Origin of the sequence: Exiguobacterium sp. SL-9, from assembly GCF_004336985.1 — a bacterium.
GTDB lineage: Bacteria > Bacillota > Bacilli > Exiguobacteriales > Exiguobacteriaceae > Exiguobacterium.
This window is the reverse complement of sequence record NZ_SJUO01000002.1, coordinates 294278-309278: the sequence shown is the minus strand read 5'-3', so window position 1 is coordinate 309278 and position 15001 is coordinate 294278. Positions and strand designations below refer to the sequence as shown.

Here is a 15001-nt window from a genome sequence, read left to right as displayed (position 1 = left end):
GTATAATCTGTTTAATTGGTCTGACCACTTTAGAGAAAATGCCATCCAAAAAGGGAGTTGAACGGTCAGATGCATGGAAAACACGCATCCTCTTTTCACGAAAACATTTCTAAAATCAGAACGTTGATCGTCCAAGCAGCGCTTGAGCCGGGCGATCGTCTCCCGTCAGAACGGGAGCTCGCCGAGACGCTGTCCATCAGCCGTGCCTCAGTCCGTGAAGCGTTGCGGGCACTCAGCTTCCTTGGAATCGTTGAGACGAGACACGGTGGTGGCACGTTTTTATGCGAGCAAGATCGCCATCGATACATCGAGATTTTGTCTGAATTCATCGTCACGAAACAGACAAAGGCGTCGGACATCGTCGATATGTTGCGACTGCTCGAACGCTTGGCGTTGACGGAAGTCGAACCGACGCCGGAACGCGTCGCGTTGCTCGAAGCGAACGTACAGACGGACCGTGCCTTCCGGCAGCACCTCATCTTCGGTTTGAAGAATGAACTGTTCGTTCGCATTTGGAGTGAAGTGAACCGGTTTTATGATGGGACGGAAGCGGGCGACCTGTATACGGAAGACGAACGTAGACGATTGTTGGAGATGTGGCGTGGGGCGGGGATGCCGGAATGAACGAGGGGGAAGCGATGACTGCTTTTTTCAAGAAACCGAAACGATATATGCCTTTGCGTCAACGAGAACCGAAAATTGACGCACCACAAGGCTTGATGACAAAATGTCCATCCTGTAAATATATGCATTATACGAAACAGTTAAACGAAAATCATAAAGTATGTGATTGTGGCTATCATTTCCCGCTCAGTGCAGATGAGCGGATTCATATGTTGGTCGACGGTCAATCGTTTGAAAAATTTGCGGGACCGCTCGTGAAAGAAAACCCGCTTGATTTTCCAGATTATGAAGATAAATTGAAAAAAGACAGGGAACGAACTGGAATCGAAGAAGCCATCGTCTGTGGTAGAGCGAAGATTGACGGACTCGCTGTCGTCGTATGCGTCATGGACGCCCGCTTCCGCATGGGATCGATGGGGGCGTATGTCGGAGAAGCGATCGCGTCAGCCGTCCGGACCGCGACGAAAGAACGTTTGCCGGTCGTCCTGTTTACTGCTTCGGGTGGTGCCCGCATGCAAGAAGGCATGGTCAGCTTGATGCAGATGGCCAATACGTCGATTGCGTTAAAACAACACGATGAAGCCGGTCTATTGTACGTCGCTTATTTGACGCACCCGACGACAGGCGGGGTGTCAGCCAGTTTTGCGATGCTCGGGGATGTGAACGTCGCTGAACCTGGGGCGTTGATCGGCTTTGCCGGACGGCGCATCATCGAACAAACGATTCGTGAGAAATTGCCAGACAACTTCCAAACTGCCGAGTTCTTGTTAGAAGCTGGTCAACTGGACGCCGTCGTTCATCGTGAACAGATGCGTTCGTTCTTGAAGAAGATGATCGAGTTACACGGCGGGGAGGTTCATCATGTTTGATCCAATCAAAGAAGTAAACGAACAGCTCGGGAAGTTACGCGAGACGGCGGAGACGAAAGGGATTGACTTATCTCGGGAAATCCGTCATCTCGAAGCGAAGCTTCATCGATTAGAAAAAGACATTTATGGGAATATGAAACCGTGGGATCGCGTACAATTGGCGCGAAACCCGAAACGGCCGACGACGCTCGATTATATCGCCCAACTGTTTCCAGATTTCATTGAGTTGCATGGTGACCGTCATGGTTATGATGATGCTGCCATTATTTCGGGACTGGCGACACTTGACGGGATGCCGGTGACGATTATCGGACATCAACGAGGTCGGAACACGAAAGAGAACATGCACCGTAACTTTGGTATGCCTCACCCAGAGGGCTATCGCAAAGCGCTTCGATTTATGAAGCAAGCAGAAAAGTTCAATCGTCCTGTCATCACGTTCATCGATACGAAAGGCGCTTACCCTGGGAAAGCGGCTGAAGAGCGTGGACAAAGCGAGGCGATTGCGCGCAACCTGTTCGAGATGGCGACGTTGAAAGTACCAATCATCTCGATCGTCATCGGAGAAGGTGGTTCAGGTGGGGCGCTCGGGATTGGTGTGTGTGACCGTCTACTTATGTTAGAGAACAGTACGTATTCGGTCATTTCACCGGAAGGCGCAGCAGCGCTCTTGTGGAAAGACGCCAAGCTCGCAGAACGTGCAGCTGAAACGATGAAGATTACGGCACAAGATTTGCTGAATTTAGGGATTGTCGATGAGGTCGTCACCGAGGTGTTCGGTGGGGCTCATATCGATGTGTCATTACAGTCATCACTCTTAAAGCCTGTATTAGCACAACACATGACGGAGTTGCGAGGCCGGACTCAAAATGAGTTGTTGCAAGGGCGGGCCGCCAAATATCATCAAATTGGCACAATTGGCTCGTGAAAACGTTAACAACCGCTTCGCGTTCACGTTCATTCACTCACGGGTTGACTGTTTTGGAGCATACCCCATGCTTTTTTTTCACATACTTGTGTTGTAAAACAAAGGTCAGACATGGTATTTTATTTTCAGATTTCGTTAAAACACATAAGAGGTGAGTGACGTGAATTTAAAACGTATTGCGGTATTGACAAGTGGGGGAGATGCCCCTGGAATGAACGCTGCAGTCCGTGCCGTGACCCGAAAAGCAATTTTCGAAGGTCTTGAAGTGTACGGTGTGTATAACGGCTATCAAGGTCTAATCGAAGGAGATCTCGTGGAGTTGAACCTTGGTTCGGTCGGCGACATCATTCAACGTGGAGGAACATTCTTACGTTCAGCCCGTTGCCCTGAGTTTAGAACGGAAGAGGGTCGTGCGAAAGCGGTCGAACAATTGAAGAAATTCAACATCGACGCACTCGTAGTAATTGGTGGAGACGGTTCATACCGTGGCGCCCAAAAGTTGACGGAACTTGGTTTCCCAACAATCGGTCTCCCAGGAACGATCGATAACGATATCCCTGGTACAGATGCGACAATCGGATTCGACACGGCGCTCAACACGGCGCTTGATGCGATTGACAAAATCCGTGACACAGCGTCTTCGCATGAACGGACGTATGTCATTGAAGTGATGGGCCGCGATGCAGGTGACATCGCACTTTATGCCGGTCTTGCCGGTGGTGCTGAGTCAATTCTCGTCCCAGAACGTCCTGAAGACTTGAGCGCGATCGTGGAACGTATCAACCATGGTGTGGCTCGAGGTAAGAAACACTCGATCGTTGTCGTCGCCGAAGGTGCCGGTAGTGCCGAGGAAGTCGGAAAGATGATCGCTGAGAAAACAAACTCAGAGACACGCGTGACGATTCTTGGACACATCCAACGCGGTGGTTCCCCAACTGCTGCTGACCGTGTGCTTGCGAGCCGTATGGGAGCTTATGCTGTCGAGATTTTACTCGAAGGCAAGGCAGGACGTGTCGTCGGCATTCGTGCCGGTAAGATGATGGATCTCGATATCGATGAAGCGCTTGACAACAACAAGCACACGATCGATATGCAATTGATCGATCTTTCCAACCAACTTTCGATTTAACGAGTACCAGTGAACTCCACAGAGACGGGATCAGGTCGGACGACCCCCCGTTTTCTGTGTGTAAATGTAATACATCCCCTAGGAGGTTTTTATTTATGCGTAGAACGAAAATTGTATGTACGATTGGACCAGCTTCAGAGAAACGTCTTCCGGAAATGATTGAAGCCGGAATGAATGTCGCACGTCTCAACTTCTCACACGGTGACTATGAAGAGCACGGCGCGCGTATTCGCGACATCCGTGAAGCATCAAAAGCTGCCGGCAAAGTTGTGACAGTTCTTCTTGATACGAAAGGTCCTGAAATTCGTACACATACGTTTGAAGAAGGAAAAGCACTCCTCGAAAAAGGTAAAGAAGTCATCATCGTCTCGACAGAAGAAATCGTCGGAACGAAAGATCGTTTCTCAGTCACGTACGAAGGCTTGTACGAAGACGTTGAAGTCGGTTCACGCATCATGCTCGACGACGGACTCATTGGTCTCCTTGTCGTTGAGAAGCTCCCGAACCGTGACCTTCGCTGCGTCATCGAAAACGAAGGCGTCATCAAGACGAAGAAAGGTGTCAACTTGCCTAACGTCAAAGTGAACCTTCCTGCCCTTACAGACAAAGACATCGCCGACATCGAGTTCGGTATTTCACAAGACATCGATGTCATCGCGGCATCGTTCGTCCGTCGTGCGTCTGACGTCGTTGAGATTCGTCAACTTCTTGAGCGCAACAACGCGTCACACATCAAAATCTATCCAAAAATCGAAAACCAAGAAGGTGTCGACAACATCGACGAAATCTTGGCGATTTCTGACGGTTTGATGGTCGCTCGTGGTGACCTCGGAATCGAGATCCCAACAGAAGAAGTCACGCCAGTTCAAAAAGAATTGATCAAGAAGTGTAACGACCTCGGGAAACCGGTCATCACGGCTACACAAATGCTTGATTCAATGCAACGCAACCCGCGTCCAACACGTGCGGAAGCATCTGACGTTGCCAACGCCATCCTCGATGGTACGGATGCGGTCATGCTTTCAGGTGAGACGGCAGCAGGGGACTACCCAATCGAGTCAGTTCAAATGCAAGCAGCGATCGCTGTTCGTACTGAGCAAATGCTCGACTACAAAAACTTGCTCAAAGATCGTCAGAAGCGCAGTGAGCACACGGTAACGGATGCGATCTCACAAGCGGTTGCCCACACGGCAATTAACTTGAACGCGAAAGCGATTTTGACACCGACACAATCAGGTTACACGGCTGCTCGTACAGCGAAGTATCGTCCAGAGGCGAACATCATCGCGGTCACAGAGTCAGAGCGTGTGGCACGTCAATTGAACCTCGTTTGGGGCGTGTACCCAATCGTGGCTGACACGATGCCGAACAACACGGATGAGATGTTGGTACAAGCTTCAGAAGCAGCTCGTCACGCTGGATTCGTCACAGACGGTGACCTCGTCGTCATCTCGGCTGGTATCCCGGCTGCGACTGCGGGTACGACGAACATGATGAAAGTTCATATCGTTGGTCACGCCCTCGCAAACGGACGCGGTATCGGTGAGCGTGGTCTCGTCGGTGAAGTCGTTGTTGCGAACAATGCAGACGAAGCGAATGCGAAAGCGAAAGAGGGCATGATCCTCGTCGCGCCATTCACAGATAAAGAAATGATGCCAGCGATTGAAAAAGCGGCTGGAATCATCACAGAAGACGGTGGATTGACGAGCCATGCCGGCATCGTCGGACCATCACTCCGTAAACCGGTCATCGTCGGTGTCGAAGCTGCGACATCAACGTTCCGCGACGGTCAGATGATTTCAATCGACCCACTTACTGGTAAAATCTACAACGCGTAATCGAATGTCAATCGAACCGACTCTCTTATGAGTCGGTTCTTTTTCCATTCAGAAAGAGAGTGTATGATGAGTGCATATTTGTTCTTATTGCTGCTCGTGTTGATTGGTGTGATCTCCCATAATCAATCGGTCATCATCGCTAGCAGCGTCTTATTGATTATTAAAGCTGTCGGGTTCGGCGATCAGCTATTCCCGACGCTCGCTTCAAAAGGCATCCATTGGGGCGTGACGATTATCACGATTGCCGTCCTCGTCCCGATTGCGACCGGAGACATCGGTTTTAGAGAATTGTGGAATAGTATTAAAGGGCCGGTCGGCATCATCGCTTTCAGTTCAGGAATCTTCGTCGCGCTCGCTGCGGCTCAAGGAGTTCAACTCATGCGGGTTGATCCCGTCGTGACGACGGCACTCCTCGCCGGGACCATTCTAGCCGTCGGTTTCATGAAAGGCGTTCCGGTCGGGCCGCTCGTCGGAGCCGGTATCGCCGCCTTGATTTTAGGTGGATTTAGCCTGATTGAAAAGTGGTTCTGACATTTTTTTACGGCTGGATACGCTTACATTTCTTTTTTTCAGTAAATTGTTTATACTAGATAAAGGACAGGGTGGAGCGAGCTCGAAACGGATTGGGGAAAGTGTTCGAGTTCCCGCCCTTATTCCCTACACAAGAGACTGTATGATGCGGTCAATCACTTTTAAAGATTGAGGGGGAGTTATTGATGTCAACGACAAAAGGTTTAGAAGGAATTGTGGCAGCAGCCTCAAAAGTCAGTTCGATTATTGACGGACAATTGACTTATGGAGGATACACAATCGACGATTTGGCGGACCACGCCACGTTTGAGGAGGTTGTTTTCCTACTATGGAACGACCGTCTTCCAAAAGCTGACGAATTAACTGAGCTCTCCGAAGCGCTCGTGAAAGAAGCCAAATTGCCAGAAGAAGTGATCGCGACGCTTGAGCGGGCGCCGAAGTCGGCCAATGCGATGGCGACGATTCGGACGGCCCTTTCACAGCTCGCGCTTTATGATGAAGAGGCTGAAGATATGAGCACAGAAGCGAACATGCGCAAGGCGATCCGTCTCCAAGCGCAAGTCGCCACGATCGTGACGGCGTTTGCTCGTCTTCGTAAAGGTGAACAACCGGTTGCGCCGAAGCCTGGTTTGTCGTATGCGGCCAATTTCTTATATATGTTGAATGGAGAAGAACCGAGCGAAGTCGCCGAGAAGACGATCGACAAGGCGCTCATCCTTCATGCGGATCACGAATTGAACGCTTCGACGTTCACGGCCCGTGTCTGCGTCGCCACATTGTCGGATATCTACTCAGGTGTGACGGCAGCGATGGGCGCACTCAAAGGCCCGCTTCACGGCGGCGCCAACGAGGCGGTCATGAAGATGCTTCATGAAATCGGATCGGTCGACAAAGTCGAAGACTACGTCCGCGGCAAGTTCGAACGCCGTGAGAAAATCATGGGCTTCGGTCACCGTGTCTATAAGGACGGCGACCCGCGCGCGAAACACTTGAAAGAGATGAGCCGCCAATTGACGGCCCAAATCGGCGAACCGGAATGGTACGAGATGTCTGAGAAAATCGATCATCTCGTCGAGACGGAAAAAGGCTTGAAACCGAACGTCGATTTTTATTCGGCCTCTACGTATTATGCGCTCGGCCTCGAGGAAGAGTTGTTCACGCCAATCTTCGCCGTCTCGCGCATGTCAGGGTGGATTGCCCATATCCTTGAACAATATGCGGACAACCGCTTGATTCGTCCTCGCGCCGAGTATGTCGGAGAGACAAACCGGTCTTACGTCCCGGTAAACGAGCGTTAATTGACGCGATACGAGAAGATCGAGTCACAATTTAGACATAAACTTTGGTAAACTAACAATTGACGTAGGTCGGCGCTCGCGTCGGCCTACATAAATGTACTTAGGGGGATTTATTATGTTGACACAAAACGAAAAAATCACAGTTGAGAACGGTGTATTAAATGTGCCGAACGTACCGACGATTCCATTTATCATCGGCGACGGCACAGGTCCTGATATTTGGAACGCTTCCGTGCGCGTCTTTGATGCGGCTGTCGAAAAAGCATATGGCGGCGAGAAGAAAATCGAATGGATGGAAGTGTACGCTGGGGAGAAAGCCTTCAACCAAAAAGGTGAATGGCTTCCAAACGAGACGCTCGATGAAATTCGTGAATATTTGATCGCCATCAAAGGTCCATTGACGACACCGGTCGGCGGTGGAATCCGTTCACTCAATGTCGCACTCCGTCAAGAACTTGACTTGTATACGTGCTTACGTCCGGTCCGTTACTTCACAGGCGTCCCTTCACCGGTCAAACGCCCAGAAGATACAGACATGGTCATCTTCCGCGAGAACACAGAAGATATTTACGCAGGAATCGAGTACGCGTCAGGTAGCGACGAAGTGAAGAAATTGATCTCGTTCTTGAAAGAAGAGATGAACGTCAACAAAATCCGTTTCCCAGAAACGTCTGGAATCGGCATCAAGCCAATCTCGTCTGAAGGAACGAAACGCCTCGTTCGTGCGGCTCTCGAATATGCGATCGCGAACAACCGTAAGTCGCTCACGCTCGTCCACAAAGGGAACATCATGAAGTTCACAGAAGGCGCCTTCAAAAACTGGGGTTATGAGCTCGCAGAAGAAGAGTACGGCGACAAAGTCTTCACATGGGCGCAGTATGACCGTATCAAAGAAGAGTCAGGCGAAGCGGCTGCGAATGAAGCGCAATCGAAAGCGGAAGCGGAAGGCAAAATCATCGTAAAAGATTCGATCGCTGACATCTTCTTGCAACAGATTTTGACACGTCCACGTGAGTTCGACGTCGTGGCCACGATGAACTTGAACGGGGACTACATCTCGGATGCGCTCGCTGCCCAAGTCGGCGGAATCGGGATTGCGCCAGGAGCAAACATCAACTACGTGACGGGCCATGCCATCTTCGAAGCGACACACGGTACGGCACCGAAATATGCCGGCCTCGACAAGGTCAACCCGTCATCGGTCATCTTGTCAGGTGAGATGATGCTTCGTCATATGAACTGGAACGAAGCGGCTGACCTCATCATCAACTCGATGGAGAAGACGATCGCCTCGAAAGTCGTCACATACGATTTCGCCCGCCTCATGGACGGCGCGACAGAAGTGAAGTGTTCAGAGTTTGCAGATGAACTAATCAAAAACATGTAATTCATCAGTTAAACCAAGGGGGAGAGCACAATGATTCGTCGCAATAAGATTTCGGTGATCGGTAGCGGATTCACAGGGGCCACGACGGCACTGTATTTGGCTCAAAAAGAACTCGGTAACGTCGTACTACTCGATATTAAAGAGAACGAGAATCCGACGAAGGGAAAAGCGCTCGATATGCAAGAGGCGGCGCCGATTCAAGGATTTGACTCGTGGATCACGGGAACATCGGATTACGCCGACACGGCGGACTCGGATATCGTCGTCATCACAGCGGGAATCGCGCGCAAGCCAGGCATGAGCCGAGACGACCTCGTCTCGACGAACGCCAAGGTGATGCGGGCGGTCACGAAAGAAGTGGCCCGTTATTCACCCGATGCAATCTTGATCATCTTGACGAACCCGGTCGATGCGATGACGTATGCGGCTTTCAAAGAATCGGGCTTCCCGAAAGAGCGAGTGATCGGTCAATCGGGCGTCCTCGATACGGCTCGCTTCCGGACGTTCGTTGCAGCGGAATTGAACATCTCCGTGAAAGACGTGTCTGGATTCGTGCTCGGTGGGCACGGGGATGACATGGTCCCGCTCATTCGCTACTCGTACGCGGGTGGTATCCCGCTCGAGAAGTTGTTACCGAGTGATCGGATCGAAGCGATCGTCAATCGGACCCGTAAAGGTGGCGGTGAGATCGTCCAGCTGCTCGGGAACGGTTCTGCGTATTATGCGCCGGCAGCGGCCATCGTCGAGATGGTCGAAGCGATTTTGAAAGATCAACGACGTATTTTACCGGCCATCGCCTATCTCGATGGTGAGTACGGTTTCCACAACTTGTATCTCGGTGTGCCGACGATTCTTGGTGCGAACGGGATTGAACGTGTGCTCGAACTTGAATTGACGGAAGAAGAAGCGGCCGCGCTCGAGCGTTCGGCTGATTCGGTACGCTCCGTCTTGAACGTCCTTAACTGATTCCTCACCTCGCCTGCTTGAGCAGGCGAGGTTTTTTGTAGGCTTGGTTTTTGACGGACGCGTGCTACACTGAAAGTAGAACGTGGATTTGTTTTGTTTTTGTAAAGATTTGCTTTGGGGTTGGTCGGATGTGGCATTGATTTGTAGAATAGGTAGTGTACATGACTGAACAGATAGATTAGAGGAGGAACTAAGCGTGGCCGAAAAAGTAATTGTTGTCGATGACGAGGTATCGATTGCGACGTTATTAAAGTTTAATTTAGAGCAAGCCGGATTCGAAGTCGAGACGGCGCATGATGGAAAGACCGGACTCGAACTCGCCGAGAAGCAGGACGCGGTGTTGATCGTCCTCGATTTGATGTTGCCTGAGATGGATGGACTCGAGGTCTGCAAGCGACTCCGCCAACAGAAAGTGAACACACCGATTCTCATGTTGACGGCGAAAGACGATGAGTTCGATAAAGTGCTCGGACTTGAACTCGGTGCCGATGACTATTTGACGAAACCGTTCAGTCCACGCGAAGTCGTGGCTCGGGTCAAAGCGATTTTACGACGCTCGGCCCCGCAAGAGGTACCCGCGACGGACGCGGACGTCATTGAGATTGGTGACGTGAAAATCATCGCTTCAAACTATGAAGTGTTCAAGAACGGGGAACGGCTTGAGTTGACTCCGAAAGAGTTCGAACTGTTGGCCTATCTCGCTAAAAACAAAGGCCGTGTCTTGACGCGTGACCAACTTCTATCCGCCATTTGGAATTACGACTTCGTTGGCGATACACGCATCGTCGACGTCCATATCAGCCACCTTCGGGAAAAGATTGAGCCGGTGACGAAAAAGCCGACTTATATTAAAACGATCCGTGGCCTTGGCTATAAGATGGAAGAGCCGATGCCCGAATGAAGACGTACCGCTCGCGTTTTTTGACGACGCTCATCCTGCTCGTGACGGGCGTCTTGCTGACTCTCGGGATCGTGCTTGGTCAATTGTTCAAAGACTTCTACTTGGACTCTGAACGCGATCGTTTAAAAGAGGACACGGAGCTCGCCGCCCTGTATTTGGAGGGTGGCGAGCTCGAGGCGATTCAAGACTATGTCCGGCAAATCGACGACGAGAGCAGTTTCGATATTCTGCTCCTGAATCGTCGGATGGAAGTGATCGCCGGGACGCCGTTTCGAGTCGGATCGTTCGATTTTCGGATGGATGCGTCGACGATCCCGGATGACGGGACGTTCGGGAACGAGACGCGCGATGATTTGATTCAGTTCACAAAACCGATTGAACTGTCATCAGGCGACACGGTGTATCTCAGTTTCATTCGCTACGTCTCCGATTTAGAGGGTGTCTATAACCGGATTTGGTTGACGATTGCGTTGGCCTTGATTTTCTCGTTCTTTTTGATTCTTTTTGTATTGCATAACTTGACGAATCAATTCATCCGACCGATTGATGAGGCGACGATCGTGTTACGTGAACTTGCCGACGGAAACTATCGGGCCCGTGTGTACGAATTGCGTAACGATGAAGAAACGGGAAGCTTGGCCGGGTCGATTAACGTCCTCGCCCGCAACCTTGAAACGATTTCCCTTGGCGAATCCGTGCAACGCGCCAGACTCGAGTCGCTGATCGAGTATATGGGAGCAGGGTTACTGCTTGTCGACGAGCGTGGCATCGTGACACTCGTCAACCGATCGTATCGCGACATGTTCCAATACGACGATTTGATGATCGGCCAATTTTATCACGGTATTTTGCCGAGCCCAGACGTCGAGACATTGATTGAGGACGTCTATTTGACAGAAGAACCTCATCGTCGGCAATTATCGATTCGAACTGGATTTAACCAAAAGACGTATATGGTATCAGCCGCGCCGATTTTCAGCGACACGGGCATGTTACGCGGGACGACGCTTCTCTTTAACGATATTTCCGAGTTGAAACGACTCGAGAAGATGCGTAAAGATTTCGTCGCCAACGTCAGCCATGAGTTGAAGACACCGCTCACGTCGATTCGAGGATTCAGTGAAACGCTCCTCGACGGGGCGAAAGAAGTGCCTGAGTTGCGCGATCAGTTCTTGGATATCATTCAAAAAGAAGCGACGCGTATGCAGATGCTCGTTGAGGACCTGCTCGAGCTGTCGCGGCTTGAACGAGAAGATTTCCATTTGGATTTCACTCCGGTCCAGCTCAATCAGCTCGTCGAGGAAGTCTGCCTCGTGTTGAGCCAGAAAGCGGAAGGGAAATCGATTCAATTGGAATCACGCCACGACGGTGAAGTCGTGTTGCAAGCGGACATGAACCGTATCAAGCAAGTCATTTTGAACCTTGTTGCCAACGCGATCAACTATTCGCCGGAAGGCAGCCGCGTCGAGATTGCGGTCGAAAAGAGAGGGGACGGTTCTTACTTGATTGTCAAAGATAATGGCATCGGCATCGCGCCGAAAGAAGTGAGCCGAATCTTTGAACGATTCTATCTGGTCGATAAAGCACGAAGCCGGAACTCGGGAGGGACCGGTCTCGGCCTCGCCATCGTCAAGCATATCATCGATTTACATCACGCGACGATTCAAGTGGACAGTGTGGAGGGAATGGGGACGACGTTCACCATCAAGTTCCCGCTCGCTTAACATGGAATTCATGCCGGGTTCATACCGGCTTTACAAAGCGGTGCTACTCTATAGACGAGACCTCTTCATCATCTCGTGTCCCGGCCGGTGCTCATCTCCACTCGGTCAGGAAGATTGACCCTTTTCTAGTACCTAGAAAAGGGTCTTTTTTTTCGAACGCATGTGCCCGTATGATATGATGGAACCAGATAGAATGGAGGTTGACCAATGAATAAACTACTACTTCTTGATGGAAACTCACTCACCTACCGTGCGTTTTTCGCGCTACCTCCGATGACGGATGCGAGCGGCCGCAACACGAACGCCGTGTACGGGTTCACGATGATGCTGTTAAAGCTGATGGAAGATGAACAACCGACGCATTTCGCCGTCGCATTTGATGCATCGAAAAAGACGTTCCGACACGATACGTACGCCGACTATAAAGGGGGGCGGCAGAAAACCCCAGGGGAACTCCGTGAGCAGTTCCCGATTGTCCGCGAGATTTGTGAGGCGTTTGGCATCAAGGTACTCGAACTCGACCAGTATGAGGCCGATGACATCATCGGGACACTTTCAAAAAATACCGAATTCGACCAAGTGACGGTCGTCACCGGAGATAAAGATTTACTGCAACTGATTGACGACCGCGTCACCGTCTATTTGACGAAGCGTGGGATCACCGACGTCGAGACGATGGACGCAGCGGCGTTCAAAGAGCGCTATGACGGACTCACCCCGCTCCAAATGATCGATTTGAAAGGGCTGATGGGGGATAAGTCGGATAATATCCCGGGCATTCCTGGCGTTGGTGAAAAGACGGCCCTCAAACTGCTCACGGCTTACGGCTCTGTTGAAGGCCTGTATGAACATACGCACGAACTGAAAGGGAAACAAAAAGAGAAAGTCGAGGCGAACGAGCGGGAAGCGCTCATGTCGAAACAATTGGCGACAATCTATACGGACGTCCCAATCGACATTAGCACGGACGAGCTGACGTTCCATCCGTATGACGCTGGAAAAGTGAAGCCGTTATTCATGAGCCTCCAGTTCAAATCACTTCTTAGCAAACTGAACCTTGAAGCGTCGAGCGAGGAAACAGTCGAAGCGCGTGAAGTGAATCGTATCGGGGTCGACGAGCAAGATTTGACGGAAGCGGTCCTGTTCCTCGAGCAACTCCGTGACGACTATTTCGAAGAACCGGTCATCGGTGTGGCCATCGCCTCGAAAGTGGGCGTGACGGTCGGAGATGTGTCGCTCTTAGACGTCCCGGCTGTACGAGATTGGTTGGCCGACGAGAAACATGCCACGATTTGTCTCGATGCGAAGCAGACAATCGTTCAATTGAAACGCCACGGCATCACGCTCCGAGGCTATGACGATTTGCTCGTCGCCGGATATTTGCTGAACCTGTCGGGCGGGACGACACTCGATTCGATTGCTGCTCATTTCGATTACACGTTACCGGAAGACGAGGCGGTTTATGGCAAGGGTGCGAAGCTGCACGTCCCGGAACAGGACGTGCTCGAGCAACATCTCGGCGAGAAGGCGATGGCGATTTTGACGCTGTTCGTAAACGTCGGCAAAGAACTCGACCAAAACGAACAGACATCGCTCTACGAAGATTTGGAACGACCGCTCGCCTCGGTGCTCGCCGAGATGGAGTGGGCCGGGATTCACGTCGACGTGGCGACGCTGAAAGTGATGGAAGACGATTTGCGGGAACGGTTACTTCAACTCGAGGCGGAGATTCACAGTCTCGCCGGTGAGACGTTCAATATCAACTCGCCGAAACAGCTCGGCGTCATCCTATTCGAGAAGTTGGCGTTGCCACCGGTCAAAAAGACGAAGACCGGCTACTCGACGGCAGCGGACGTGCTCGAGAAACTCGCGCCGCTCCATCCGATCGTCGAACATATTATGCATTACCGTGAGCTCGGCAAGTTGCAATCGACATACGTCGAAGGCTTGCAAAAAGTCATCAAAGACGACGGGAAGATCCACACCCGCTATACGCAGACGTTGACGCAGACCGGACGGTTGTCCTCGGTCAACCCGAACTTACAGAACATCCCGATCCGCTTGGAAGAAGGACGTCGCATTCGCAAGGCGTTCACCGCGAGCGAGTCGGACTGGATGCTGTATGCAGTCGACTATTCACAAATCGAGCTCCGTATCATGGCCCATATGTCTCAAGATGAGAAGATGCTCGAGGCGTTCCTCCATGACGAGGATATCCATACGTCGACAGCGGCTAACGTATTCCGAGTCGCCAAAGAAGAAGTGACGTCGCTCATGCGTCGTCAAGCAAAAGCGGTCAACTTCGGCATCATTTATGGCATTAGCGATTACGGGTTGTCACAAAACCTCGGCATTAGCCGAAAAGAAGCGCAGACGTTCATCGATACGTACTTTGAACAGTTCCCAGGTGTGAAACGGTTCATGGATGCCGCCATCGAGCGGGCCCGGGAACACGGGTATGTCGAGACGATGTTGAAGCGCCGCCGCAATATCCCGGACATCCATTCTCGTAACTTCAACTTACGCGGATTCGCGGAACGGACAGCCATCAACACGCCGATTCAAGGGACAGCCGCTGACATCATCAAAAAGGCGATGATTGATGTCGACGTGGCGCTCCGGGAGTCGGGACTTCAGTCAAAACTATTGCTTCAAGTCCACGATGAACTCATCTTTGAAGGTCCTAAAGAAGAAATGGATGCGCTCGAGACAATCGTGAAACAAGCGATGGAACATACGGTCACTTTGGACGTGCCGCTCCGTGCGGACGGTTCGTTCGGTGAGACGTGGTTTGATACGAAATAAG

12 protein-coding genes are annotated in these 15001 nt (G+C 51.3%); all 12 read left to right on the top strand.

Translation table 11 applies throughout. The features are described 5' to 3' along the window. Positions 1–69 precede the first annotated feature (69 nt). The 12 genes from EVJ34_RS06075 to polA all read left to right on the top strand — a co-directional run bounded on the left by EVJ34_RS06075 (position 70) and on the right by polA (position 15000). Positions 70–624: a FadR/GntR family transcriptional regulator gene (locus EVJ34_RS06075; RefSeq protein ID WP_131484963.1), complete on the top strand. Its 555-nt coding sequence runs from the start codon at positions 70–72 to the stop codon at positions 622–624. Between the two features lie 14 nt (positions 625–638). Next, the gene (gene accD, locus EVJ34_RS06070) at positions 639–1493 is read left to right on the top strand and encodes an acetyl-CoA carboxylase, carboxyltransferase subunit beta (protein ID WP_131437358.1); all 855 of its coding nucleotides are present in this window, start codon (positions 639–641) and stop codon (positions 1491–1493) included. Then, the gene (locus EVJ34_RS06065; protein ID WP_131484962.1) at positions 1486–2421 is read left to right on the top strand and encodes an acetyl-CoA carboxylase carboxyltransferase subunit alpha; all 936 of its coding nucleotides are present in this window, start codon (positions 1486–1488) and stop codon (positions 2419–2421) included. Before accD ends, EVJ34_RS06065 begins: the two co-directional genes overlap by 8 nt. A gap of 160 nt (positions 2422–2581) precedes the next feature. After that, positions 2582–3550, top strand: coding sequence for a 6-phosphofructokinase (gene pfkA / locus EVJ34_RS06060; RefSeq protein ID WP_131437362.1), 969 nt, complete (start codon positions 2582–2584; stop codon positions 3548–3550). Between the two features lie 95 nt (positions 3551–3645). Further along, the gene (gene pyk / locus EVJ34_RS06055; RefSeq protein WP_131484961.1) at positions 3646–5388 is read left to right on the top strand and encodes a pyruvate kinase; all 1743 of its coding nucleotides are present in this window, start codon (positions 3646–3648) and stop codon (positions 5386–5388) included. A 66-nt stretch (positions 5389–5454) separates the two neighbouring features. Continuing rightward, positions 5455–5919, top strand: a complete 465-nt coding sequence (locus EVJ34_RS06050) for a DUF441 domain-containing protein (RefSeq protein WP_131437366.1) — start codon at positions 5455–5457, stop codon at positions 5917–5919. A 185-nt stretch (positions 5920–6104) separates the two neighbouring features. Beyond that, the gene (gene citZ, locus EVJ34_RS06045; protein WP_131437368.1) at positions 6105–7217 is read left to right on the top strand and encodes a citrate synthase; all 1113 of its coding nucleotides are present in this window, start codon (positions 6105–6107) and stop codon (positions 7215–7217) included. A 118-nt stretch (positions 7218–7335) separates the two neighbouring features. Next, the gene (gene icd / locus EVJ34_RS06040; protein ID WP_131437491.1) at positions 7336–8604 is read left to right on the top strand and encodes an NADP-dependent isocitrate dehydrogenase; all 1269 of its coding nucleotides are present in this window, start codon (positions 7336–7338) and stop codon (positions 8602–8604) included. A gap of 30 nt (positions 8605–8634) precedes the next feature. Beyond that, a complete protein-coding gene (gene mdh / locus EVJ34_RS06035; protein ID WP_131484960.1) occupies positions 8635–9570 on the top strand; it encodes a malate dehydrogenase in 936 nt (311 codons plus the stop codon). Positions 9571–9766: 196 nt separating this feature from the next. Further along, positions 9767–10471 carry a response regulator transcription factor gene (locus EVJ34_RS06030; RefSeq protein ID WP_131437372.1) on the top strand — a complete coding sequence of 235 codons (705 nt, stop codon included), beginning with the start codon at positions 9767–9769 and terminating at the stop codon, positions 10469–10471. Continuing rightward, entirely contained in the window at positions 10468–12195 is a 1728-nt protein-coding gene (gene pnpS, locus EVJ34_RS06025; RefSeq protein WP_131484959.1) for a two-component system histidine kinase PnpS, read from the top strand. Before EVJ34_RS06030 ends, pnpS begins: the two co-directional genes overlap by 4 nt. A 207-nt stretch (positions 12196–12402) precedes the next feature. After that, the gene (gene polA / locus EVJ34_RS06020) at positions 12403–15000 is read left to right on the top strand and encodes a DNA polymerase I (RefSeq protein ID WP_131484958.1); all 2598 of its coding nucleotides are present in this window, start codon (positions 12403–12405) and stop codon (positions 14998–15000) included. The last annotated feature ends 1 nt before the right edge of the window (position 15001 follow it).